This is a genomic window from Polymorphobacter sp. (assembly GCF_048007885.1).
Taxonomy (GTDB): Bacteria; Pseudomonadota; Alphaproteobacteria; order Sphingomonadales; family Sphingomonadaceae; genus Sandarakinorhabdus.
Genome location: NZ_CP180346.1, coordinates 187,749 through 206,533, shown reverse-complemented (window position 1 = coordinate 206,533; position 18,785 = coordinate 187,749). Strand labels below are relative to the sequence as shown.

The 18,785-nt window shown below is 67.3% G+C and carries 27 protein-coding genes, 1 tRNA gene and 1 pseudogene; 12 read left to right on the top strand and 17 right to left on the bottom strand.

What is annotated here, in order from left to right:
- The first annotated feature begins 43 nt into the window (after nucleotides 1-43).
- A tRNA-His gene (locus tag ACMVO5_RS00975) sits at nucleotides 44-120 on the top strand.
- On the opposite strand, the gene ACMVO5_RS00970 is transcribed toward ACMVO5_RS00975, so the two are convergent.
- Nucleotides 99-572, bottom strand: coding sequence for a hypothetical protein (locus tag ACMVO5_RS00970; protein ID WP_416908228.1), 474 nt, complete (start codon nucleotides 570-572; stop codon nucleotides 99-101). The genes ACMVO5_RS00975 and ACMVO5_RS00970 overlap by 22 nt on opposite strands.
- A gap of 19 nt (nucleotides 573-591) precedes the next feature.
- The gene (locus tag ACMVO5_RS00965) at nucleotides 592-1,095 is read right to left on the bottom strand and encodes a DUF6456 domain-containing protein (protein WP_416908227.1); all 504 of its coding nucleotides are present in this window, start codon (nucleotides 1,093-1,095) and stop codon (nucleotides 592-594) included.
- 92 nt (nucleotides 1,096-1,187) lie between these two features.
- On the opposite strand from ACMVO5_RS00965, the gene ACMVO5_RS00960 reads away from it, so the two are divergent.
- Nucleotides 1,188-1,748, top strand: coding sequence for a helix-turn-helix domain-containing protein (locus ACMVO5_RS00960; RefSeq protein WP_416908226.1), 561 nt, complete (start codon nucleotides 1,188-1,190; stop codon nucleotides 1,746-1,748).
- On the opposite strand, the gene ACMVO5_RS00955 is transcribed toward ACMVO5_RS00960, so the two are convergent.
- The gene (locus ACMVO5_RS00955) at nucleotides 1,745-2,152 is read right to left on the bottom strand and encodes a VOC family protein (protein WP_416908225.1); all 408 of its coding nucleotides are present in this window, start codon (nucleotides 2,150-2,152) and stop codon (nucleotides 1,745-1,747) included. The genes ACMVO5_RS00960 and ACMVO5_RS00955 overlap by 4 nt on opposite strands.
- A gap of 16 nt (nucleotides 2,153-2,168) precedes the next feature.
- Nucleotides 2,169-2,525: a DUF1465 family protein gene (locus ACMVO5_RS00950; RefSeq protein WP_416908224.1), complete on the bottom strand. Its 357-nt coding sequence runs from the start codon at nucleotides 2,523-2,525 to the stop codon at nucleotides 2,169-2,171.
- 174 nt (nucleotides 2,526-2,699) lie between these two features.
- On the opposite strand from ACMVO5_RS00950, the gene ACMVO5_RS00945 reads away from it, so the two are divergent.
- Nucleotides 2,700-3,167 (top strand): Hsp20 family protein, encoded by a 468-nt coding sequence (locus ACMVO5_RS00945; RefSeq protein WP_416908223.1) that lies wholly within the window; start codon nucleotides 2,700-2,702, stop codon nucleotides 3,165-3,167.
- A gap of 39 nt (nucleotides 3,168-3,206) precedes the next feature.
- Here ACMVO5_RS00945 and ACMVO5_RS00940 read toward each other — a convergent pair whose 3' ends face one another.
- Entirely contained in the window at nucleotides 3,207-3,773 is a 567-nt protein-coding gene (locus ACMVO5_RS00940) for a tetratricopeptide repeat protein (RefSeq protein ID WP_416908222.1), read from the bottom strand.
- Nucleotides 3,774-3,779: 6 nt separating this feature from the next.
- Complete coding sequence (locus tag ACMVO5_RS00935; RefSeq protein WP_416908221.1) at nucleotides 3,780-3,977, bottom strand: YdcH family protein; 198 nt, start codon at nucleotides 3,975-3,977, stop codon at nucleotides 3,780-3,782.
- A 205-nt stretch (nucleotides 3,978-4,182) separates the two neighbouring features.
- On the opposite strand from ACMVO5_RS00935, the gene ACMVO5_RS00930 reads away from it, so the two are divergent.
- Nucleotides 4,183-4,359: a YdcH family protein gene (locus ACMVO5_RS00930; protein ID WP_416908220.1), complete on the top strand. Its 177-nt coding sequence runs from the start codon at nucleotides 4,183-4,185 to the stop codon at nucleotides 4,357-4,359.
- A gap of 36 nt (nucleotides 4,360-4,395) precedes the next feature.
- On the opposite strand, the gene dksA is transcribed toward ACMVO5_RS00930, so the two are convergent.
- Together dksA and phaR are read right to left on the bottom strand one after the other, a co-directional pair.
- Nucleotides 4,396-4,806, bottom strand: coding sequence for an RNA polymerase-binding protein DksA (gene dksA, locus ACMVO5_RS00925; RefSeq protein WP_416908219.1), 411 nt, complete (start codon nucleotides 4,804-4,806; stop codon nucleotides 4,396-4,398).
- A gap of 261 nt (nucleotides 4,807-5,067) precedes the next feature.
- Nucleotides 5,068-5,661, bottom strand: coding sequence for a polyhydroxyalkanoate synthesis repressor PhaR (gene phaR / locus ACMVO5_RS00920; protein ID WP_416908218.1), 594 nt, complete (start codon nucleotides 5,659-5,661; stop codon nucleotides 5,068-5,070).
- Between the two features lie 61 nt (nucleotides 5,662-5,722).
- On the opposite strand from phaR, the gene ACMVO5_RS00915 reads away from it, so the two are divergent.
- The 5 genes and pseudogenes from ACMVO5_RS00915 (at nucleotide 5,723) to ACMVO5_RS00895 (ending at nucleotide 9,568) form a co-directional block, all read left to right on the top strand.
- On the top strand, nucleotides 5,723-6,772 hold the full coding sequence (locus tag ACMVO5_RS00915) for an alpha/beta fold hydrolase (RefSeq protein WP_416908217.1): 1,050 nt from the start codon (nucleotides 5,723-5,725) through the stop codon (nucleotides 6,770-6,772).
- A gap of 29 nt (nucleotides 6,773-6,801) precedes the next feature.
- Nucleotides 6,802-7,101 carry a DUF1330 domain-containing protein gene (locus tag ACMVO5_RS00910; protein ID WP_416908216.1) on the top strand — a complete coding sequence of 100 codons (300 nt, stop codon included), beginning with the start codon at nucleotides 6,802-6,804 and terminating at the stop codon, nucleotides 7,099-7,101.
- Between the two features lie 2 nt (nucleotides 7,102-7,103).
- On the top strand, nucleotides 7,104-7,799 hold the full coding sequence (locus ACMVO5_RS00905) for an NYN domain-containing protein (protein ID WP_416908215.1): 696 nt from the start codon (nucleotides 7,104-7,106) through the stop codon (nucleotides 7,797-7,799).
- A gap of 69 nt (nucleotides 7,800-7,868) precedes the next feature.
- Nucleotides 7,869-9,042 (top strand): annotated as a pseudogene (locus tag ACMVO5_RS00900) (acetyl-CoA C-acetyltransferase).
- A gap of 10 nt (nucleotides 9,043-9,052) precedes the next feature.
- Nucleotides 9,053-9,568, top strand: coding sequence for a hypothetical protein (locus tag ACMVO5_RS00895; protein WP_416908214.1), 516 nt, complete (start codon nucleotides 9,053-9,055; stop codon nucleotides 9,566-9,568).
- A gap of 9 nt (nucleotides 9,569-9,577) precedes the next feature.
- Here ACMVO5_RS00895 and ACMVO5_RS00890 read toward each other — a convergent pair whose 3' ends face one another.
- Genes ACMVO5_RS00890 through metX form a run of 3 tightly spaced genes read right to left on the bottom strand, consistent with a single transcriptional unit; the run spans nucleotide 9,578 to nucleotide 11,722 of the window.
- A complete protein-coding gene (locus tag ACMVO5_RS00890) occupies nucleotides 9,578-9,970 on the bottom strand; it encodes a DUF1905 domain-containing protein (RefSeq protein WP_416908213.1) in 393 nt (130 codons plus the stop codon).
- A gap of 20 nt (nucleotides 9,971-9,990) precedes the next feature.
- Nucleotides 9,991-10,581, bottom strand: coding sequence for a methionine biosynthesis protein MetW (gene metW / locus ACMVO5_RS00885; RefSeq protein WP_416908212.1), 591 nt, complete (start codon nucleotides 10,579-10,581; stop codon nucleotides 9,991-9,993).
- The gene (gene metX / locus ACMVO5_RS00880) at nucleotides 10,574-11,722 is read right to left on the bottom strand and encodes a homoserine O-acetyltransferase MetX (protein ID WP_416908211.1); all 1,149 of its coding nucleotides are present in this window, start codon (nucleotides 11,720-11,722) and stop codon (nucleotides 10,574-10,576) included. The genes metW and metX overlap by 8 nt, the downstream gene beginning before the upstream one ends.
- A gap of 101 nt (nucleotides 11,723-11,823) precedes the next feature.
- Here metX and hisC point away from each other — a divergent pair, with 101 nt between their 5' ends.
- The 3 genes from hisC to ACMVO5_RS00865 are packed head-to-tail and all read left to right on the top strand — an operon-like array spanning nucleotide 11,824 to nucleotide 14,071.
- On the top strand, nucleotides 11,824-12,966 hold the full coding sequence (hisC, locus tag ACMVO5_RS00875) for a histidinol-phosphate transaminase (protein ID WP_416908210.1): 1,143 nt from the start codon (nucleotides 11,824-11,826) through the stop codon (nucleotides 12,964-12,966).
- Nucleotides 12,966-13,892 (top strand): prephenate/arogenate dehydrogenase family protein, encoded by a 927-nt coding sequence (locus ACMVO5_RS00870; RefSeq protein ID WP_416908209.1) that lies wholly within the window; start codon nucleotides 12,966-12,968, stop codon nucleotides 13,890-13,892. Before hisC ends, ACMVO5_RS00870 begins: the two co-directional genes overlap by 1 nt.
- On the top strand, nucleotides 13,892-14,071 hold the full coding sequence (locus ACMVO5_RS00865) for a hypothetical protein (protein WP_416908208.1): 180 nt from the start codon (nucleotides 13,892-13,894) through the stop codon (nucleotides 14,069-14,071). The genes ACMVO5_RS00870 and ACMVO5_RS00865 overlap by 1 nt, the downstream gene beginning before the upstream one ends.
- Here the strand turns inward: ACMVO5_RS00865 and ACMVO5_RS00860 are convergent.
- From ACMVO5_RS00860 to mltG, 6 genes are all read right to left on the bottom strand, one after another.
- On the bottom strand, nucleotides 14,068-14,703 hold the full coding sequence (locus tag ACMVO5_RS00860) for a PEPxxWA-CTERM sorting domain-containing protein (RefSeq protein WP_416908207.1): 636 nt from the start codon (nucleotides 14,701-14,703) through the stop codon (nucleotides 14,068-14,070). The two genes, ACMVO5_RS00865 and ACMVO5_RS00860, sit on opposite strands and share 4 nt — an antisense overlap.
- Before the next feature lie 111 nt (nucleotides 14,704-14,814).
- A complete protein-coding gene (locus ACMVO5_RS00855) occupies nucleotides 14,815-15,555 on the bottom strand; it encodes an SH3 domain-containing protein (protein WP_416908205.1) in 741 nt (246 codons plus the stop codon).
- Between the two features lie 103 nt (nucleotides 15,556-15,658).
- On the bottom strand, nucleotides 15,659-16,618 hold the full coding sequence (locus tag ACMVO5_RS00850; RefSeq protein ID WP_416908204.1) for a hypothetical protein: 960 nt from the start codon (nucleotides 16,616-16,618) through the stop codon (nucleotides 15,659-15,661).
- A complete protein-coding gene (locus ACMVO5_RS00845) occupies nucleotides 16,615-17,298 on the bottom strand; it encodes a lysophospholipid acyltransferase family protein (RefSeq protein ID WP_416908203.1) in 684 nt (227 codons plus the stop codon). The genes ACMVO5_RS00850 and ACMVO5_RS00845 overlap by 4 nt, the downstream gene beginning before the upstream one ends.
- 1 nt (nucleotide 17,299) lies before the next feature.
- The gene (locus ACMVO5_RS00840; protein ID WP_416908202.1) at nucleotides 17,300-17,893 is read right to left on the bottom strand and encodes a YdcF family protein; all 594 of its coding nucleotides are present in this window, start codon (nucleotides 17,891-17,893) and stop codon (nucleotides 17,300-17,302) included.
- Nucleotides 17,890-18,753, bottom strand: coding sequence for an endolytic transglycosylase MltG (gene mltG / locus ACMVO5_RS00835; RefSeq protein ID WP_416908201.1), 864 nt, complete (start codon nucleotides 18,751-18,753; stop codon nucleotides 17,890-17,892). The genes ACMVO5_RS00840 and mltG overlap by 4 nt, the downstream gene beginning before the upstream one ends.
- Nucleotides 18,754-18,785 lie beyond the last annotated feature (32 nt).

Genomic DNA, 18,785 nt, shown 5'->3' with positions numbered 1-18,785 from the left:
TGCACGGGCGCGCACGCTGGCTTATGGCGCTCGCTCTGGTGTGGCGGTCGTAGCTCAATTGGTTAGAGCGCCGGTTTGTGGTACCGGAGGTTGCGGGTTCAATCCCCGTCGATCGCCCCAGAATTTCCTTTATATCTGATATCGGCGCAGGCGAAGCGTTCGCCGGCGATAGATACGGTGACGGCAAGAGGCCCGGCAAGGCGCGCACCCTCGCTGCCGCGCAGACGCGGGGATGGCAGGTCGGCGTAGAGCTCGCTTTTGCCTTCCGCATCGCTTTCAAGCGGGGGTAGCGTGTCGGTTTGGGCGCCTGCGGCAGGGCAAGGCTGACTGTGGAGCATGACCTTGTGGCGGCCTTCGGGGAGGCCGCTGGCGCGGATGACGATGCGGTCCCCCTGCACTTCCTCGGTGAGGGTGACGGTGCCGATGGCCGTGTCGCGGGCGACCAGCGTTGAGGTGATGATGAGGCTGGGCGGCGCACCGCCCATGCGACCGAGGGACACGCCTTTGCTGCCACCACAGGCGGCGAGCAGGAGCAGGACGGGGGGGAGCAGGACGGGGATGACGGCGCGCATGGGCAGGCTCCGGGTGAGATCAGGCGATGCCGTAATGCAGGACCAGACGGTCGAGCGCCAGCTTGAGCACGAGCTTGCCGGCGCGGCTGGGCCAGCCGAGCGCGCGCTCAGCAGTTTCCAGGCCATCGCCCAGGCAGACGACGCGCCACAGGACATCAGACAGGCCGGGACCGGCAGCAGCGACGGCGGCATCGAAGCGCTGGCGTGCACCGATCTGGGCGGTGGTGGGATCAAGCGCATGGGGGCCGCTTCGATGCGCCGGTGTCGGATCCCAGCGCATGGTGATGCGCGGCGACTGGCCGGCGAGCATGAAATCGGTGCGCAGCCGCTCGCTGGCCTCGAACTGGGCGGCGGTGACCATGTTGCGGCGAACCAGCCAGGCGAGCGGGGATTCGGCCAGATTGACGGTGACGGTGCGCCGGTCGATCGCTTCGGACGGGCTGAGCGTGCGCCGCGCGAGGAGTTGGTTGCGCGGTTCCGGGGCGATATCGGTTTGCGACGGGGCGGCCTTGGGAGCGGGCATAACTGGTTCCTTCTGGTTGTGACTGGCGAATCACTATTGCCATGAAGGAATGTTTGTAGGACAGAGATAACCGTAAAGGTTAGGAGAGAAAGATGCTGACGCGGATTCGCGAGGTGCGCAAGGCGCGCGGATTGACCCTTCAGGAGGTGGCCGAGCGCTGCGACCCACCGACCACGGCGCAGACGATCGGTCGGCTGGAGACGGGCACGCGCACCGTGTCGGTGGGCTGGCTGAACCGGATCGCAGCGGCGCTGGAAGCCGACCCCTCGGAGCTGGTGACGCTGCCGGACCGGGTCGATCTGGGGGTGGCGGCGATTTTGGGCGCGGACGGGGCGGCGGCGCCGACAAAGCCGATGTCGTTCAGCCCGCCTGTTCCGGGTGCGGAGATGATCGGGCTTCTGGTCGATGTGGCGCAGGGCGACTACCGGGCTGGCGACCAGCTCTGGGCCGAGCGGCTGGCGGCGGCGGATTATGCCCGGGCGCTCAACCGCGATGTGCTGGTGCCAAGGCCGGTGGGGCGCTTTGCCTTTGGCCGGTTGGTGGCGACCGAGGCGGGGCGGATCCAGCTGCTGCCGATGGCGGCGGGCGCACGCCAGCTGGTGCTCGATCCGCCGTGGATTGCCGTGGTGCGCCAGCTGGTGCGCGCGCTCTAGCGGGCGAACAGATTTTCCGGGTGGCGCATGGCCTTGAATTCAAGCGCGTTGCCGGCGGGATCGAAGAGGAAGAAGGTGCCCTGCTCGCCGGGCTGGCCGGCAAAGCGGACATGGGGCGCGATTTCAAAGACATGGCCGGCAGCCGTGATGCGCGCAGCGAGCGCCTCCCAGCCTGCCCAATCCAGCACCATGCCGAAATGCGGGACAGGCACGGCGTCGCCGTCGACGGCGTTGCGGGTGATGGCGGCTGGCGGGGCAAGATGGACAACAAGCTGGTGGCCGAAAAAGTCGAAATCGACCCAGGTTTCCGCGCTGCGGCCTTCAGGGCAGCCAAAGACCTGGCCGTAGAAATGGCGCGCGGCGGCGAGATCGGTGACGGGGATTGCCAGATGGAACGGGCGCATGGCGGGTCTCGCGTCGCTATGGGGCTTGAACTGGGGCGGTCTGAAGCCGCGCGGCCAGCGCGCGCGAGGCGCGCGCGATGTCATGGCCTGCGCTGGCTTCGAGCGGATGGCCGGGACCGAGCGGCAGCTCGTGCGGAGGGTTGAAGGGCGGCATCCGGCCCTGCTTCTGGGCGGGATGCAGAAGCCAGGCGATGATCGCCATCAGGCGTGCGGTGGTGGCCAGCATCTCGGCATTGGCCTGGACACGCGCAGGCGGCGGCAGGGCGTCGATCAGGGCCCTGCCCTCGCTGCCCATCCAGCGCCGCGCCTCATCGGCGATGCGAATGGCATCGGCGAGCAGCGGATCGAGCGGGACTCCGGGCTTGAACGACATGTCCATATTGCTGCTTTGCGTCGCTGCGCGCGGCTTGCCAAGAGTGGACCTTGAAATGACGCGGACAGCCGCCACATGGATGTGGTCGAGGTCGCCAGACGGGGCTTTGACGACCCCCGTGCCGATATGGGCGGGGACAAGTGCAACCAACTCGCTTTTGAAAGGATTTGGACCATGCGTAGTTTTGACATCTCGCCGCTTCTGCGGTCTTCGATCGGCTTTGAGAACCTGAACCGGCTGGTGGAATTCGCCGGCCGGGTGGACGGGGCCGACAGCGCCTATCCGCCCTACAATATCGAAAAGGTGGGTGACGGCGAATATCGGATTCAGATGGCCGTTGCCGGCTTTGGCCGCGACGAGCTGGAGCTGACTGTGCAGGAGAATACGCTGATCGTGACCGGCCAGGCCAATGCCGAGGCCGAGACCGGCGACCGGCAGTTCCTGCACCGTGGCATCGCCAAGCGCGCCTTCGAGCGCCGCTTCCAGCTTGCCGACACCATCAAGGTGACCGGCGCCGACTATGAGAATGGGCTGCTCAACATCGCGCTGGTGCGCGAGATCCCCGAGCACAAGAAGCCCCGCAAGGTGGAAATCGGCCAGGGCTCGGCGCCGCTGGTGGAGACACGGCTGGCGGCCGAATAAGCCCGCCCCGCACCGGACTGTGAGGCGGCCGGCGTCTGGTCAGACGCCGGCCGTTTTCACGCGCACGGTCTTGAAGCGGCGGAGCTGCTTTGAGGGCTCCCGCCAGTCAGGCGCGAGGGCGGCGGCGCGGCCGAAATCTTCATAAGCCTCGCGCACCTTGCCCAGCGCTTCATAGGCGAAGGCGCGGCTATAATGCGCGATGGCCGGGTTTTGCGGGCCGAGTTCGAGCCCGTGGCTGATGACGGCGGCGGCCTCGGCCTCACGGCGGACCTTGATCAGCGCGATGCCCTTGTTGACCCAGGCCTCGGCAGCCTGAGGTTCGAGCTGGATGGCGCTGTCATAATCGGCGAGCGCGGCGTCGATGCGGCCGGCCTGCATGTGGAGAATGCCGCGATTGACCAGGGTGGCGGCACGGTCACGGGCGGCGAGGCCTTCCTCCTCAAGCGCCGTGGTACAGGTGCGCACGGCATCGGATGTGGCGCGCTTGGCTACGGCAGCTTCGAAGCAGCTTTTGGCGCGCGCGATGCCGAGGATGGTGGCGCTGGCGGGCGCGGCCGGAGCCAGGACCGTGAGCAGCAGCGCGAGCGGGGCAAGGCGAGGCAGCATCGGGGCTCAGGCGATGATATCGGGGATCAGCATGTCTTCGAGTATAGCAATTTCATCGCGCAGACGCAGCTTGCGCTTTTTGAAGCGCTGGAGCTGGATCATGTCGACGGTGGGGAGCAGGCGGAGCGCCTCGATGGCCGCGTCGAGATCGCGGTGATCGCGCTTGAGCATCTCGATTCGGGCCTTGATTTCGGCTTCGTCCAAAGCCTGTCTCCATGGGTCTGAGAGGCGGTGTTTAGCGGCGCCCGAAGTGGCTGGCAACGCATGTGCGATTCTGGTGGCGATGATGGTTGGCGGGGCCGGAATTCTATGGTTCACTCAGTAATCCGGGCCGGAAACGAGTCGCCCGGATACGCCCGGCACGTGTGCGTCTTACCTGTTGGCGCAGCTGCGGCGAAGGAGACTGCCAATGGCCAATTCCGAACTGAACCCGCACATCGAAAGCCTGACTGCGCGCCATGCGCGCCTGGAAGCGCGGCTGGCAGATGAACAGCGACGCCCCCTGCCCGACCCTGTTCGGCTGACGCAGATCAAGCGCGAGAAGCTGCGCCTGAAAGAGGAAGTCTCGCGCAGCCGCACGCACTGACGGGATCAGTCGCGGAGCTTGCGGCCCCTGCCTGACTCATTCGTCTCTGGTAATCTTCTCGGCGCGTTCATGGCGCTCCTGCGCTTCGAGCGTCATGGTTGCGATAGGACGCGCTTCGAGACGTGCCAGCGAAATCGGATCGCCGGTGACTTCGCAATAGCCATAGTCGCCGGTCTCGATGCGACGGAGTGCTGCGTCGATCTTGGCGATGACCTTGCGCTGGCGGTCACGCGTGCGCAGCTCGATGCTCCAGTCGGTCTCGGAGCTGGCGCGGTCGTTGACATCGGGCTCGCGCAGCGGTTCGGCCTTGAGGGTTTCGAGCGTGGTCGACGATTTACGCAGGATGGATTCCTTCCATTCCAGCAGCTTGCGACGGAAATAGGCGAGCTGGAGGGGGCTCATGAACTCTTCGTCGGGGCTCGGCCGGTAATCATGGGGCAGATGCATCGCTACCCCGCCAACGACCGCGCCCGTAACCTGATCATGGTCGGGCCCCAGATCCGCGCTGCTCTCTGCTGCTCGCGCTACGGATGACGTCGATTCCATCACTTACCTCCCGCCATGAGACATGGAGCAACATCGCGTCGCCCCTGACTGCCTCAAACGACCGCTTCGAGACAGCCGATTCCCCGGCCGCCTCTTAGCGGCGCCGGGGGACGGGGGCAAGACGATGGGTTGAAGAAGCTTTTGTGAAACCGGGCAGGCGCGTCAATCGGCCCCGCCACCAAGCTTGGCCATGCGCGCCTTGAGCGCGGCCATTTCAGCCTCCAGACGGGCGAGCTCGGCCTTCTTGTCGGCAGCCTCGGCGGCGGCAGGCGCGGGCGGCGGCGGCGCGGGGCTGTCGCTGGCCTTGGCGGCGGCGCCAGTGAGCATGGCGGTCGCGGCCTCGAACAAGGCCATGTTCTGGCGGGCGAGCTGCTCGAAGGGCTTCAGAGCCGCGTCTCGGAATTTGGTCTGGTTCTCGGCAAAGGCCTCCATCGAGGCTTCGAGATAATGCGGGACCATCGACTGCATCGAATCCCCATACATGGAGATGATCTGGCGCAGAAAATTCACGGGCAGCATGGTCTGGCCGCCATTCTCCTCTTCCATGACAATCTGGGTGAGCACCGAGCGGGTGATATCCTCCCCGGTGCGGGCATCGAAGACCTGGAAATCACGCCCTTCCCGGGTCATTTGTGCGATATGCTCAAGCGTGATGTAGCTTGAGGTTTCGGTATTGTAGAGCCGCCGGTTGGCGTATTTCTTGATGATGACCGGCGTAGCGGTGCTGGTATCGGAGGAAGGGGGGGCTTTGGCCATCGTTGATCCTGACGGTAAGGAAGGTCTTAACCTAGCACAGTCTTTTGTTGCATCGCAACGGATGCAGCATGATGGCGAGAGCCGGGCGCGGGGGCCGCATCCGCTGCCGCTTTTTCTGGAAATTGCCAGTCGCCGCTCAGCCGGCGATCCGGCGCGGCTGGCGCGGATTCTGGCCGGGCTGCGGCGCTATCAGGCGCTGCCCCCGGCTCCGGAGAATGTGCAGCAACCGATTGTCTTTGAACATGGAAATGTACGCCTGCGCGACCATGGCCAGGGGCGTGAAGGACGGCCGCTGCTGGTGGTGCCGTCACTTATCAACCCGGCGCGGGTGCTTGATCTGGGGCCCGGCCGGTCGCTGCTGGCGGCGCTGGCGGCGCGGGGATGGCGGCCGCTGATGGTCGATTGGGGCGAGGCCCCCGAGCCGCTCGGGCTGACCGGGCTGGTCGAGGCGCGGCTTTTGCCGATCCTGCGCGATCTGGGCGCGCCGGTGCCGGTGGTCGGCTATTGCCTCGGCGGCACGCTGGCGGCGGCGCTGGCGGCCATCGCCGGGCCTTCGCATGTCTCGGCGCTGGCGCTGCTAGCAACGCCGTGGCGCTTTGCTGGCTATGGCGCGGCCGCGCGGGCGCGGCTGGCGGACTGGTGGACAGTGGCGGCGCCGATGGCGGCGCCGATGGGCGCGGTGCCGATGGAGCTTTTGCAGCCGGCCTTCTGGGGCCTGGATGAAGAGGCGTTGCTGGCCAAATATGAGCGTCTGGCCGAGGCCGATGCGGCCGATGTTGCGGCCTTTGCCACGCTGGAGGACTGGGCGAACTCCGGCCCGCCGCTTGCGCTGGCGGCGGCAAGCGAGATGGCGGCTTTCTTTGCCGAGGATGCGCCGGGTCGCGGGGCGTGGACGGTGGCCGGGCAGCAGGTGCGCGCAGACACGCTGGAAATGCCGCTGCTTGACGTGGTGGCGATGCGCGACCGGATCGTGCCGCCGGATGCGGCGCTGAGCAGCGCGGGTGTGGGCGAACGGCTGGAGGTCGCGGCGGGCCATGTCGGGATGATCGTGGGCGGGCGGGCCGACGCGCTGCTGCGGCAGCCGCTGGCGGAGTGGTTGGCGAGCCGGTAGGCTGGCAGCGCAGCGGATGGGAGGCGCGAATGGCGGGCTATGTGATTGCCAATTATGATGTGATCGATCCGGCGGGCTATGCGCGCTATCTAGAGGCTGTGGGGGCGACGACGGCGGCGCACGGCGGCGACCTGCTGGTGGCGGACATGGCCTGCGAGGCTGTGGAAGGCGCGCCGCGCAAGGTGGTGATCGTGCTTCGCTTCGAGAGCGTGACGGCGGCCTGGGCCTGGTACCGCTCGGACGATTATCGGGCGATCGTGCATTTGCGGCGGGACAATAGCGAGGGGTTTCTGACGATTGCCGGGCAGTTTTCGGCGACGGGGTCGTGAGCATGGGTATGGACGCGCAAGCCAATGTCGCTCTGTTGATCGATGCCGACAATGCGTCGGCGGCGCATCTGGATTCGGTGCTGACCATCTTGGCGGAACTGGGGTCGGTCAATGTTCGCCGGGCCTATGGTAACTGGAAGAAGCCGGGGCTGAAGGGCTGGGCGGATGTGTTGCACATGCATGCCATCGAGGCGGCGCAGCAGTTTGATGTGACCAAGGGCAAGAACGCCAGCGACATGAAGATGACCATCGATGCGATGGACCTGCTGTTTGGCGGGCGGGTTCACGGTTTTGGCTTGATGTCGAGCGACAGCGACTTTGCCCCGCTGGTGACGCGGCTGCGACAGGACGGGGTGCCGGTTTATGGCTTTGGTACCGGCAAGGCGCCGATTTCATTCACGAGAGCCTGTACACGGTTCATCGATCTGGAGGGGCTTGCAGGCCGCGATACGGCGCAGCGCACCAGCGATATCGAGACCGATGTGAAGAAGCTGCTGTTTGATGCCATTGGCGGCTCGAAACGGGATGAGCGTGGATTTGCCAACCTTAGCGAGGTGGGCAAACGCCTGAACGGGGTGTCGTCGTTTGACGCGCGCAGCCTTGGCTTTTCGCGCCTCACGGATCTGTTCGAAGCAGTGCCGGATATCGCTGTCGAGCGCCGGGAGGATAATGCCGTTTATGTGAAACGTCAGCGCTAGGGGTGGTGGAAAGCCGCGGGCGATGCGCCTAGGCTGCGTCGCGTAACGACTCAGGCTCTGGAGATGACGATGACGGGAACGGTGATTGTGGCGGCGCGGCGGACGCCGGTGGGAAGTTTTCTGGGGAGCCTTGCGAGCGTTCCGGCGCATGGGCTGGGCAAGGTGGCGCTTGAGGCGGCCATGGCGGATGCCGGGGTTGAGGCTGGCGAAGTCGATGAAGTGATTCTGGGGCAGGTGTTGACGGCCGGTCAGGGCCAGAACCCGGCGCGGCAGGCGGCCATGGCGGCGGGCATTGCGCAGGAGACGCCGGCCTGGGGGGTGAACCAGGTCTGTGGGTCGGGGCTGCGCGCGGTCGCGCTGGCGGCACAGGCCATCCAGTTCAGGCGATGCGAAGATCATGCTGGCGGGCGGACAGGAGAGCATGAGCCTTTCGCAGCACGCGCAGAGCCTGCGCGGCGGCACCAAGATGGGCGCGCTCGAGCTTGTTGACACGATGATCAAGGACGGGCTGTGGGATGCCTTCAACGGCTATCACATGGGCATCACGGCGGAAAATCTGGCAGCGCAATATCAGATCAGCCGCGAGGCGCAGGACGAGTTCGCGGTTGGCAGCCAGAACAAGGCGAGTGCGGCGCGGGCCGAGGGGCGCTTTGCCGGCGAGATTGCAGGCGTGACGATCGCCGGGCGCAAGGGCGACACGGTGGTCGACCGGGACGAATATATCCGCGACGGGGCGACGCTTGAGTTGATGGCGGGGCTGCGGCCGGCGTTCAAGAAGGACGGCACAGTGACGGCGGCCAATGCCTCGGGGCTGAATGACGGCGCGGCCGCGCTGGTGGTGATGAGCGAGGCGGAAGCCGCACGGCGCGGGGCGACCGTGCTGGCGCGCATTGCCAGCTTTGCCAGTGCCGGCGTGGACCCGGCGATCATGGGCATCGGGCCGGTGCCCGCCTCTCGCAGGGCGCTGGAGAAGGCGGGGTGGAGCGTTGGCGATCTCGATCTGATCGAGGCCAATGAGGCCTTTGCCGCGCAGGCGCTGGCGGTGGGTCAGGAGCTGGGCTTTGATCCGGCCAAGCTCAATGTGAACGGCGGCGCAATTGCCATTGGCCATCCGATCGGCGCGTCGGGCGCGCGCATTCTGGTGACGCTGCTGCACGAGATGGTGCGCCGCGACGCGAAGAAGGGTCTGGCGACCCTGTGCATCGGCGGCGGCATGGGGATTGCGCTCACCGTGGAGCGCTGAGGCGCTTCCTGTGGAGGCTTCGCCCCTTGACCGGTTGTTTGCCGGGGGGCGGCATGGGCGACTGTTGGTGCTTGGGCGGCCGCCGGAGCGGGTGCAGCTTTTGATGGACGGCTGGGAGCGGGTCGCCTGTGTGGCGCCATGTGACGACGACCAGCGGCCGGGCACGGTGCGCGCTGACCCGCACCATCTGCCCTTTGTCGAGGCGGTGTTCGACAAGGCGCTGCTGTCGGCGCCGCTGGTGGAGCCGCGCAAGATGCTGCGCGAGCTGTGGCGCGTGCTGAGCCCGGCCGGGCTGGCGGTGCTGGTGGTGAAGGCGCGGCGGCCCTGGCAGGGTTTCGAGCGCGGCTGGCTGCGGGAGCCATTGGCGCTCAGGCTCGACGAGGCGATGTTCGAGGTGATCGAGTGGCGGATCGAGCTGTTGCCGGCGCGGTTTCATGTCGTGTTGGTGAGCAAGCGCGACGGGGTGAAACCGGTGTTGGTGGGCGCGGCAGAGCCGGCGATGGTGCCGGCGGCGGCGGGCAGCTGACGCCGCGGGTCAGACGATCAGCGTGACCCGGATGATATCGCCCTCGCTGAGCCGCTCGGCCTTGCGGACGCTGGCCTTGATGGGCAGCAGATAGCCGCCTGCCTCCTTGCTGGGAAAGACCGAGGTCTGCCAGCTGGTGTTGCCGATCGTTGCAGCCACGGGAACGGACCCCCAGGCGGCTGCGCGGCCCGGGGCTGCTGCGCGGATGGCCTCGGCGGCGTCACCTTCGATGGTCAGGAAATGCCATGCGTTGCTGCTTGGCGTGCCGTCCTTGGCCTTGCCGCGCCAGAGCCAGAGCGGGCCGGTGACGTGCAGTGCGTCGGAGGCTGGCAGGCTTTCTCCCAGTTCTTCGCGCAGGAAGCGGATGAGTTCGGGATCGGTGGGCGGCGGCTTTGCTGTCATCTGCGCGCGCCCGTGACCAGTTAGCGGGAGAGGACGAAGACGCCCTGTTCGGCGAGCAGATTTGCCAGCATTGGCCCGCGCGTGCGTCCGCTGCTCAGATAGGTGGCACGCTCGATAGTGAAGCCGCGCTCGGCGGCAAGCGCGCGGAAATCGTCGATGGTGCACAGATGGATGTTGGCCGTTTCGTGCCAGCTGACCGGCAGCGTGTCGGTCATGGGCATGCGGCCGCCGATGGCGAGCGCGGCGCGCACTCGCCAATGGCCGAAATTGGGGAAGCTGACGATGGCGCGGCGCGCGATGCGGAGCAGCTCATCAAGGATATGGGCGGGCGACTGCATGGCTTGCAGCGTGTTGGAGAGGATGGCGACATCGAAAGCGCCGTCGGGCCAGTCGGCAAGGTCGGCATCAGCATCACCCTGTACCACGGCCAGGCCGCGCGCCACCGCGGCGCTGACATTGGCGCCCGAGACATCGATGCCGCTGCCCGCCACACCGCGGGTCTCGCGCAGATAGGCAAGCAGCGCGCCGTCTCCGCAGCCGATATCAAGGACGCGCGCGCCGGGCGGCACGGCATCGGCAATGGCCTGAAGGTCGGGCCGGAGCTCAGCCATTGTGGGCGAGAAAGCCGGCGATGATCCGGTTCATTTCGGGCGCATCGAGAAGGAAGCTATCATGGCCGTGCGGGCTGTCGATCTCGACGAAGCTGGTCGGCGCGCCGGCGGCATGAAGGGCGCGGACGATCCGCTTGGTTTCGGCGGTGGGGTAGAGCCAGTCGGTGGTGAAGCTGACCAGCGCGAAGCGCACGCCGGCGCGCGCGGCCGGCACGAAGGCGGGCGCGAGCAGCCCGTCATGCGGCTGGGCGAGATCGAAATAGTCCATGGCGCGGGTGATATAGAGATAGGAATTGGCGTCGAAGCGCTGGGTGAAGCGCAGACCTTGATGGCGCAGATAGGATTCGATCTGGAACTCGGCATCGAAGCCGAAGCCCAGCGCATCGCGGTCTTGCAGGCGGCGGCCGAAGCGTTCGGTGAGGCCCTGCTCGGAGAGGTAGGTGACGTGCGCGGCCATGCGGGCAACGGCAAGGCCATCGGCGGGGCCATCATCGGGCGGATAATCACCGCCGCGCCAGCGCGGATCGGCCATGATCGCCTGCCGACCGACTTCGTGGAAGGCGATGTTCTGGGCGCTGTGGCGCGCGGTGGTGGCAATCGCGATGACGGCGCGCACACGCTCTGGATGATGCACGGCCCAGGCCAGCGCCTGCATGCCGCCCATCGAGCCGCCGACGACGGCATGCAGCTGCTGGATGCCGAGATGATCGAGCAGCCGGGCCTGCACGGCGACCATGTCGGCGACGGTGATGACGGGAAAGCGCATGCCATAGGGCTGGCCGGTGGCGGGATCGATGCTGCCGGGGCCGCTGGTGCCCGAGCAGCCACCGAGCACATTGGCGCAGATGATGAAGTGGCGCGCCGGGTCGATCGGCTTGCCGGGGCCGACCAACCGATCCCACCAGCCGGGCTTGCCGGTGCGCGGGTTGGGCGCGCCGACATGCTGATCGCCGGTGAGCGCATGACAGATGAGGATGGCGTTGCGGGCATCAGGCGCGAGCGTGCCGAGCGTTTCATAGCCGATGTCGAGCGCCGCCAGGCTCTGGCCGCTGGCCAGCGGCAGCGGCTCGGACAGGTGCAGATGCCGGTCGAGACCGAAACGGGCATCCTGAACGGGCGCGGAGGGCGATGAGGCCGGCATTGGGGGATGCGTTTAGCAGCTTCGTGGGGCTTGTCACGAGTCGCCCGCGCGATTGTCGCTGGTGCTTTATTGTGCCGCCGTTTGCGCCTAGAGGCTGTCGCATGACGAGCCAAGTTTCAGATACGCCGGCGGGACCGCAGATGAAGCCCTGGATTGCGGCGATGCATGCCTATGTGCCGGGCAAGGCGAAGCTGGCCGGGCGGCCGGTGGTGGCGCGGCTGGCGTCCAATGAAAATCCGTTCGGGCCGAGCCCGGACGCGGTGGCGGCCATGCAGGCGGTGCTGGCGGACGGGCACCGCTACCCCGACCCTGGCTCAGTGGCGCTTCGCGAGGCGCTGGCAGCGCATCATGGCCTTGACCCGGCGCGGGTGATCTGCGGCACGGGCTCGGACGAGCTTCTGCATATGGCGGCGAGCGCCTTTGCCGGGCCGGGCGACGAGATCATCCATGTTCGCCATGGCTTTGCGGTCTATGCGCTGGCGGCGCAGCGGGTGGGGGCCGATGTGGTGGTGGCGCCGGACCGGGACTATGTTGCCGATGTCGATGCGCTGCTGGCGCTGGTGACGCCGAAGACGCGGCTGGTCTATCTCGCCAACCCGAACAACCCGACCGGCACGATTTTGCCGCCGGCCGAGGTGCGGCGGCTGCATGCCGGGCTGCCGGCGGATGTGCTGTTTGTGCTCGACTGCGCCTATGCCGAATTTGTGGAGGGCGACTACGAGGACGGGCTGTCGCTGGCGGACGGAAATGACAATGTGCTGACGACGCGCACCTTTTCGAAGATCCATGGGCTGGCGGCGCAGCGCATCGGCTGGGGCTATTCTTCGGCGGCCGTGATTGATGCGCTGAACCGGGTGCGCGCACCGTTCAATGTGCCGACCACGGGGCAGGCGGCGGCCGTGGCGGCGCTGGCCGACCGGGGCTGGGTAGAAAAGGTGCGGACGCACACGATCGAGTGGCGGGCGTGGCTGGCGGACGTGATCGAGGCGGCGAACCGGGAGCTGATGGGCAATGCCGGGGTGCGGGTGATCCCGTCGGCGGCGAATTTCCTGCTGCTGGAGTTTCCCGAGGACGGGCCCTGCACGGCGGCGGCGGCGAATGCGGCGCTGATGGAGGCGGGGATATTGGCGCGCTATCTGGCGAGCCAGGACATGCCGCGCTGCCTGCGCGTGTCGATCGGTACTGAGGACGAGGTGCGCGCCGCGGCAGACGCGCTGACGGCGTTCATGCGGAGCTGTGGCTGATGCTGCCCTTTGCACGGGTCTCGATCATCGGGATGGGGCTGATCGGCTCTTCTCTCGCGCGCGCAATCAAGGCGTGCATGCCCGAGGTGCGGCTGTGCGTGCATGATGCGTCGGCCGAGGTGCGGGCGCGGGTGAGCGAGCTGGGGCTGGCGGACGAGGTGTGCGACCTGCCGGGCACGGCGGTGATCGATGCCGAGCTGGTGGTGCTGTGCGTGCCGGTGGGGGCGATGGCCGCTGTGGCAGCCGAGATTGCGCCTGATCTGGCCGAGGGCGCGGTGGTGAGCGATGTCGGCTCGGTGAAGGCGAGCGTGCTGGCAGCGCTGGAGGCGGCGCTGCCGGTCCATGTGCGCGTGGTGCCGGGCCATCCGGTGGCGGGGACCGAGCGCTCGGGGCCGGACGCGGGCTTTGCGACGCTGTTCGAGGGGCGCTGGTGCATCCTGACGCCGCGTGAGGCCGACGGGCCGGGGGTGGCGCAGCTCGCCGCCTTCTGGGAGCGGCTGGGGGCGCGGGTCGAGGTGATGGACGCGCAGCACCATGACCGGGTGCTGGCGGTGACCAGCCATTTGCCGCATCTGATCGCCTATTCGATCGTGGGCACGGCGAGCGACCTGGAGACGGTGACGCGCTCGGAAGTGATCAAATATTCAGCCGGGGGGTTTCGCGATTTCACCCGCATTGCGGCGTCGGACCCGGTGATGTGGCGCGACGTGTTTTTGAACAACCGCGAGGCGGTGCTGGAGACGCTCGGGCGCTTTACCGAGGATCTGGTGGCCTTGCAGCGGGCGATCCGCTGGGGCGACGGCGAGACGCTGGAGGCGCTGTTCACGCGCACGCGGGCGATCCGGCGCGGGATCATCGATGAGGGCCAGGACACCGCGGCCGAGGATTTCGGGCGGCCGCATGGCGGGCCGGGGAGCGCGAGCTGATGCGGGCGCTGGGGCTTGGGTTGGTCGGCTTTCTGGCACCGCTGCTGCTGTTTGTGGCAGTGGTAATGGCGCTGGACCTGCCCTGGCAGCTGCTCGGGCTGGCGGCGATGGCGGTGAGCGGCGCAGGCGCGCTGGCGCTGGCCGTGTGGTGGCTGGGCGACCGCAAGCGCGAGGATTAAGCGAGCTTGTGTGCGGCGCGCGAACGGCGGCGGGCGGCGCCGACAAGGCCGAAGCCGGCAATGAGCATGGCCCAGCTGCCCGGCTCGGGCACGATATCGGCCGAAAGCACAAGCTGATCCAGCCGCACCGCCGCCGGGCCACCGGAGTTGCGCACCCGCAGGGTAAGCGTGTTGATGCCGGACACGAACCCGGAATTGATGCTGAAGCCGGCGAGCGAGTTGAAGCCGCCGCGGCTGACCCCGGTGTTGACGCCGTTCAAAAGCATGATTCCGTTGTTGTCCACGCCCCAAGTGCCGGTGATGCTGGCGGTGCCGGGGAGATAGCCGGTCAGATCGAAACTTGTGGTGACATCGAAGGTGCCGACACCGCTACCGCCGTTGCTGGCGAAAGAGATCCAGCGCGAGCCGGTGTTTTCGGCGGCATAGGCGTTGTTATAGTAGCGGACGGCCTGCGCGCCGATGGTGATGCCGGGATGGTCGCCGCCGGTGATCACATAATTTGAATCGACGGTGCCCTGTGTTGCCGGAAGACCGGCGCCCGTGTTGAACAGCTGGCCGATGATGACGACGGCCTGCGCGGGTGCGCCGGCGAGCGCAGCCGAGACAAGCGGGACGATTGCAAAGCGCAACATGACAAACCTTTCGAGACCTTAACGATGGTCTACGCGAATGCGAAAGGCCCTGCCATCCCCCGCCTTAGCCAATGACATTGTTTGACAAGGCAGGAATCGTACCGCAGCGGTTCAGTTGCTTCCGGTGGGCGTCGAGGTGGGGGTAGCTGCAGGCGCAGCGGGGGCCTGCGCAGCCACTGCTGGAGCGGTGGCCGCAGCGATGGTCTGCAGCGCGCTGCGCTGGGCGACGACGGCGTTGAAGGCCTTGATGAAGGCCTCGGTCAGCGCCTGGCCTTCCTTGCTGTTGTAGCCGGCGGCGCTGAGCCCTTCATTGGCCCAGCCGATATTGGAGAAGTTGATGGTGGACTTCTTCACTTCGCCGGTGCCAGCGACCATCGTCATGCCATTGGCCGGGCTGATCAGGCGGATGCCGGCGGCATAGGTTTTCTTCTTGCCACCAAAGCCGCCGAACATGCCAAGCACTGCACCGCCGCCGGGCACGCTGCCGAGCAGGCCGCCGGCTGCGCCGGAACGGATCATTCCTTCCATGGCGACGCTCTTGCCGATCTCGACGGCCTGATCGATCTCTTCCTTGTCACCGGCAATGACATTCATGAGATAGTTGGCAGGCGTGGTGCCGGCGGGATTGTGCATCTGGAAACAGCCCGACTTGATCGACAGCGCCGTGATGATGGGGCGCGGGCTGCCCAGCCCATATTTGGCCCAGCCCTGCGTATCGCCATCGACGACCGCGACCGTGCCGATCGGGGTTTCACAAGTGACGAGCTCGACCGGCGGCTCCTTGGCGGCATGGGCCGGCACAGCGAGACCAGCAGCGGCAATGGAAACGAGAGCAAGGCTAAGGCGCGACATCAGGACATCCCCCGGTTGAACGAACGGCGCATAGTTTGCACAGGCCGACCGGCAGGAATTGTAGAAACCCGACAGCGAGCGCAATCAAATGTTAACTCGCGGGTCAGCCGCGCAGCTGGGGGCAATCGGGCTCCTGGGCGCGGCGTGGACGGCCCCGAAGGTCTGGCAGGGGGGCAAGGCGCGGCGCGTCCAGCTGGCCGGCGAGCGCCAGGCGGACAGGGACACGGAGACGCTTTTCAGGGGTTGAAATGGCGCCGCTGAAGGCGGCGGTGAGTGTTGCGGGGCAGACAGTTTCGATCGCCCCGGCGATATCGAGGGCCTGGCTTCTATTGGGCGTGAGGGTGGCGCTGGCGGAGAGGATTTCGCCGTGCGCATCGGCCATGGTCAGCCGGGTCAGCTCAAGGGTGCCGCCATCGGCCCAGCGGGCATAATCGGTAAGACGCATGCCGGCGGTTGCGAGGACTTCGGCGGAAAGCGTCAGCGCATCGCCGCTGGCAAGACGCAGGCGGCTGGCGGCGACGACAAGCTGGCCGCGGGCTTCGCGCGTGGGCGAGGTCTGGGGGACGGGATCGCCCTCAACCTCGCGCAGGTGAAGTTCGAGCGTGTCGGCAGCGATGGCGAGCGGGCTGGTGCCGAGCGCGAGCGTGGCAGCTTGCAGGATGCTGGACTGACGGCGCAGGCGCCCCTCGCCCCAGTTGATGCTGGCGGTGGCAGCCGCCGCGTTGATCCGGGCGGCGATGGCGGGGCTGGCGACCAGGCTGACGCGGGGGTTTTCGAGACGGATGACGCTGGGGTTGGGCCGCCAGGGGCCGCGATTGATGCGGGCGCTGTCGGCTGCGATGTCGAGGCGCAGGGCCGAACCGAGCGCGAGACGCGGCTTGGTGGTGGCGATTTCGAGGCGGTAGGGAAAGCCGCCGATCTCGAGGGTGGCTGACGGCAGGAGGGCGGTGATTTCGGCGCGGAAATCATCGGCCCAGCCGCGCCAGAGCAGGCCGTAAAGGCCGATGGCGGCGACCAAGGGCAGCAGGGTGACCCAGAGGGGAAAGCGGCGGCTTGCGGTCATGGGTTGAGCGCGTTGATGGCGGTGTGAACGCGGGCTTCGATCTCCTCGCGCGCGAGCCCGGGTTCGATGGTCTCGCCGATGTGCCAGGTGATGGTGCCGGGATATTTGACGAAGGCCTTGGTCCAGAGGCGGCCGCTGTCGAGCGCGATGGGAACGACCGGGTAGCGGCTGATCTTGTAGAGACCGGCAAAGCCGGCGGCGAGCGGCGGTGCCTCTCCGCGCGGGACGCGGGTGCCCTCGGGGAAGATGACGATGGGGCGCCGGGCGGCGACTGCCAGCTTGGCGGCGGCCATCATCGCGCGCAGCGAGGCGGACGAACCGTCACGGTCGACAAAGATGGCACCTTGCCGCGCTGCCGCCCAGCCCCAGAAGGGAATCTTGCGCAGCTCGGCCTTCATGACCGTGGCCGGGCGATCGAACAGCGCGAGCAGCGCGATGGTCTCAAAGGCGCTCTGATGCTTGATGGCGATGAGCGCGGGCGCGGTGGGCAGCTGGCCCTCGATATGGATGCGGATGCCGAGCAGGGCGCGCGCCGTGAACAGGAACCATTGGCCCCAGAGGCGCGGGATGATGAAGCGGGCACGCTCGGCGAACAGGCTGAACAGCAATGTGCCGAGCACGATGGGCACGGTGCCAGCGTAAAAGACGAGAATGAACAGAAGGGAGCGGAGAAACGCCATGTCAGGCGAGGCCGAGCGCCAGCGCGGCGCGGCGGGCGAGATACTTGGTATATTCGATGGCGAGTCTGGCCATGCTGTCCTGATCGGGTACGGCATCGACGAGGATGGCAACATCGGGCGGCAGCACTTGCGACAGCTCAAGCAGGGCGCGGCGCATATGCGGTGCTGCGGTGATGACGCGCAGCGAGGCCGCACGGCGGCGCACCACCCAGCTTGCCGTTTCGGCGGCGTTGGAGCGGGTATCGATGGCGCCATAGCCGAGATCGGTGGTGGCCAGTCGGTTGAGGGGCACGCCAGCGGCCTCGGCGATCATGGCGGCCGTGGTGGCGGGTGCGACGCCCGAGATGAGCATGCGCCCGGCCGCACCCGCTTCGAGCACGGCAAGGCCCCGCGCCAGCCGGCCCTGGCCGCCGGTGAGGACGACCACCACATCGGTGCGCTGATCGAGCGGCGCCGACGATGGCAGGCTGGCCACGAACCACAGGAAGCCGGCCGACCAGCCCAGCACCAGGGCAGCGAGGACGCGCAGGGCACTGGCGAGCGGCGCGCGGCGGCGCTTGCCACTCGCGGGCGGCCTTACAGGCTTGCGGCTCATCGCTCGCCGCGCTCTCGTTGCTGACGGTAGAGTTCGGCGACATTGGCCTGATGCCGCGCCAGCGTTTCGGCAAAGACATGGCCGCCCTTGCCGTCGGCGACGAAGAAGATGGCCTTGGTATCGGCGGGGTGCAGCACGGCTTCGAGGGCGGCGCGTCCGGGGTTGGTGATGGGGCCGACCGGCAGGCCCTCGCGGACATAGGTATTATAGCCATTGTCGGCGAACAGCTCGGAGCGAAGGATGCGGCGGCCGAGCGGGCGGCCCTGGGTGACGGGATAGATGACGGTCGGGTCCGCCTGAAGCTTCATGCCGAGGCGCAGCCGATTGGAAAAGACGCCGGCGACCATGTCGCGCTCGGTCGGGATGCCGGTTTCCTTCTCGACGATGGAGGCGAGAATGACGGCCTCTTCAGGTGTTTTGACGGCGGTTTCGGGGCTGCGGGCGGGCCAAAGCTCGGCGATGAGCGCAGCTTGCGCGGCCTGCATGCGGGCGACCACGGCGGCGCGGGATTCGCCCTTCTGATAGCCATAGGTTTCGGGAAGCAGCGAGCCTTCGGGCGGAACATCGAGCGTGCCCTCGAGATCGGGATTGGCCAGCAGCCTGTCGGCGACCAGCGCCGAGGCCATGCCTTCGGGAATGGTCAGCATCTGGGTGATGACCTGGCCCGACTGGAGGATCGCCAGCCAGTTCTGCCACGCATCATCACGCTTCAGGATATAGGTGCCGGCCTTGATCGTGGCATCCGCGCCGAGCAGCCGGGCGAGCCATGTGAAGTGGCGAGGCGATTCGATGAGGCCGGCGGCCTGAAGCTGGGCGCCAACCTGACTTTGGGCGGTGCCGGCCGGGATCTCGACTTGCACGGTGTCACCCGGAGTTCTGGCCCCAGCCATAC

Bases quoted from the DNA above. Each gene is read 5' to 3' on its own strand.
- ACMVO5_RS00970 (WP_416908228.1), bottom strand. From the start codon at position 572: ATGCGCGCCGTCATCCCCGTCCTGCTCCCCCCCGTCCTGCTCCTGCTC.
- ACMVO5_RS00965 (WP_416908227.1), bottom strand. From the start codon at position 1,095: ATGCCCGCTCCCAAGGCCGCCCCGTCGCAAACCGATATCGCCCCGGAA.
- ACMVO5_RS00960 (WP_416908226.1), top strand. From the start codon at position 1,188: ATGCTGACGCGGATTCGCGAGGTGCGCAAGGCGCGCGGATTGACCCTT.
- ACMVO5_RS00955 (WP_416908225.1), bottom strand. From the start codon at position 2,152: ATGCGCCCGTTCCATCTGGCAATCCCCGTCACCGATCTCGCCGCCGCG.
- ACMVO5_RS00950 (WP_416908224.1), bottom strand. From the start codon at position 2,525: ATGTCGTTCAAGCCCGGAGTCCCGCTCGATCCGCTGCTCGCCGATGCC.
- ACMVO5_RS00945 (WP_416908223.1), top strand. From the start codon at position 2,700: ATGCGTAGTTTTGACATCTCGCCGCTTCTGCGGTCTTCGATCGGCTTT.
- ACMVO5_RS00940 (WP_416908222.1), bottom strand. From the start codon at position 3,773: ATGCTGCCTCGCCTTGCCCCGCTCGCGCTGCTGCTCACGGTCCTGGCT.
- ACMVO5_RS00930 (WP_416908220.1), top strand. From the start codon at position 4,183: ATGGCCAATTCCGAACTGAACCCGCACATCGAAAGCCTGACTGCGCGC.
- dksA (WP_416908219.1), bottom strand. From the start codon at position 4,806: ATGCATCTGCCCCATGATTACCGGCCGAGCCCCGACGAAGAGTTCATG.
- phaR (WP_416908218.1), bottom strand. From the start codon at position 5,661: ATGGCCAAAGCCCCCCCTTCCTCCGATACCAGCACCGCTACGCCGGTC.
- ACMVO5_RS00915 (WP_416908217.1), top strand. From the start codon at position 5,723: ATGCAGCATGATGGCGAGAGCCGGGCGCGGGGGCCGCATCCGCTGCCG.
- ACMVO5_RS00910 (WP_416908216.1), top strand. From the start codon at position 6,802: ATGGCGGGCTATGTGATTGCCAATTATGATGTGATCGATCCGGCGGGC.
- ACMVO5_RS00905 (WP_416908215.1), top strand. From the start codon at position 7,104: ATGGGTATGGACGCGCAAGCCAATGTCGCTCTGTTGATCGATGCCGAC.
- ACMVO5_RS00890 (WP_416908213.1), bottom strand. From the start codon at position 9,970: ATGACAGCAAAGCCGCCGCCCACCGATCCCGAACTCATCCGCTTCCTG.
- metW (WP_416908212.1), bottom strand. From the start codon at position 10,581: ATGGCTGAGCTCCGGCCCGACCTTCAGGCCATTGCCGATGCCGTGCCG.
- metX (WP_416908211.1), bottom strand. From the start codon at position 11,722: ATGCCGGCCTCATCGCCCTCCGCGCCCGTTCAGGATGCCCGTTTCGGT.
- hisC (WP_416908210.1), top strand. From the start codon at position 11,824: ATGACGAGCCAAGTTTCAGATACGCCGGCGGGACCGCAGATGAAGCCC.
- ACMVO5_RS00870 (WP_416908209.1), top strand. From the start codon at position 12,966: ATGCTGCCCTTTGCACGGGTCTCGATCATCGGGATGGGGCTGATCGGC.
- ACMVO5_RS00865 (WP_416908208.1), top strand. From the start codon at position 13,892: ATGCGGGCGCTGGGGCTTGGGTTGGTCGGCTTTCTGGCACCGCTGCTG.
- ACMVO5_RS00860 (WP_416908207.1), bottom strand. From the start codon at position 14,703: ATGTTGCGCTTTGCAATCGTCCCGCTTGTCTCGGCTGCGCTCGCCGGC.
- ACMVO5_RS00855 (WP_416908205.1), bottom strand. From the start codon at position 15,555: ATGTCGCGCCTTAGCCTTGCTCTCGTTTCCATTGCCGCTGCTGGTCTC.
- ACMVO5_RS00850 (WP_416908204.1), bottom strand. From the start codon at position 16,618: ATGACCGCAAGCCGCCGCTTTCCCCTCTGGGTCACCCTGCTGCCCTTG.
- ACMVO5_RS00845 (WP_416908203.1), bottom strand. From the start codon at position 17,298: ATGGCGTTTCTCCGCTCCCTTCTGTTCATTCTCGTCTTTTACGCTGGC.
- ACMVO5_RS00840 (WP_416908202.1), bottom strand. From the start codon at position 17,893: ATGAGCCGCAAGCCTGTAAGGCCGCCCGCGAGTGGCAAGCGCCGCCGC.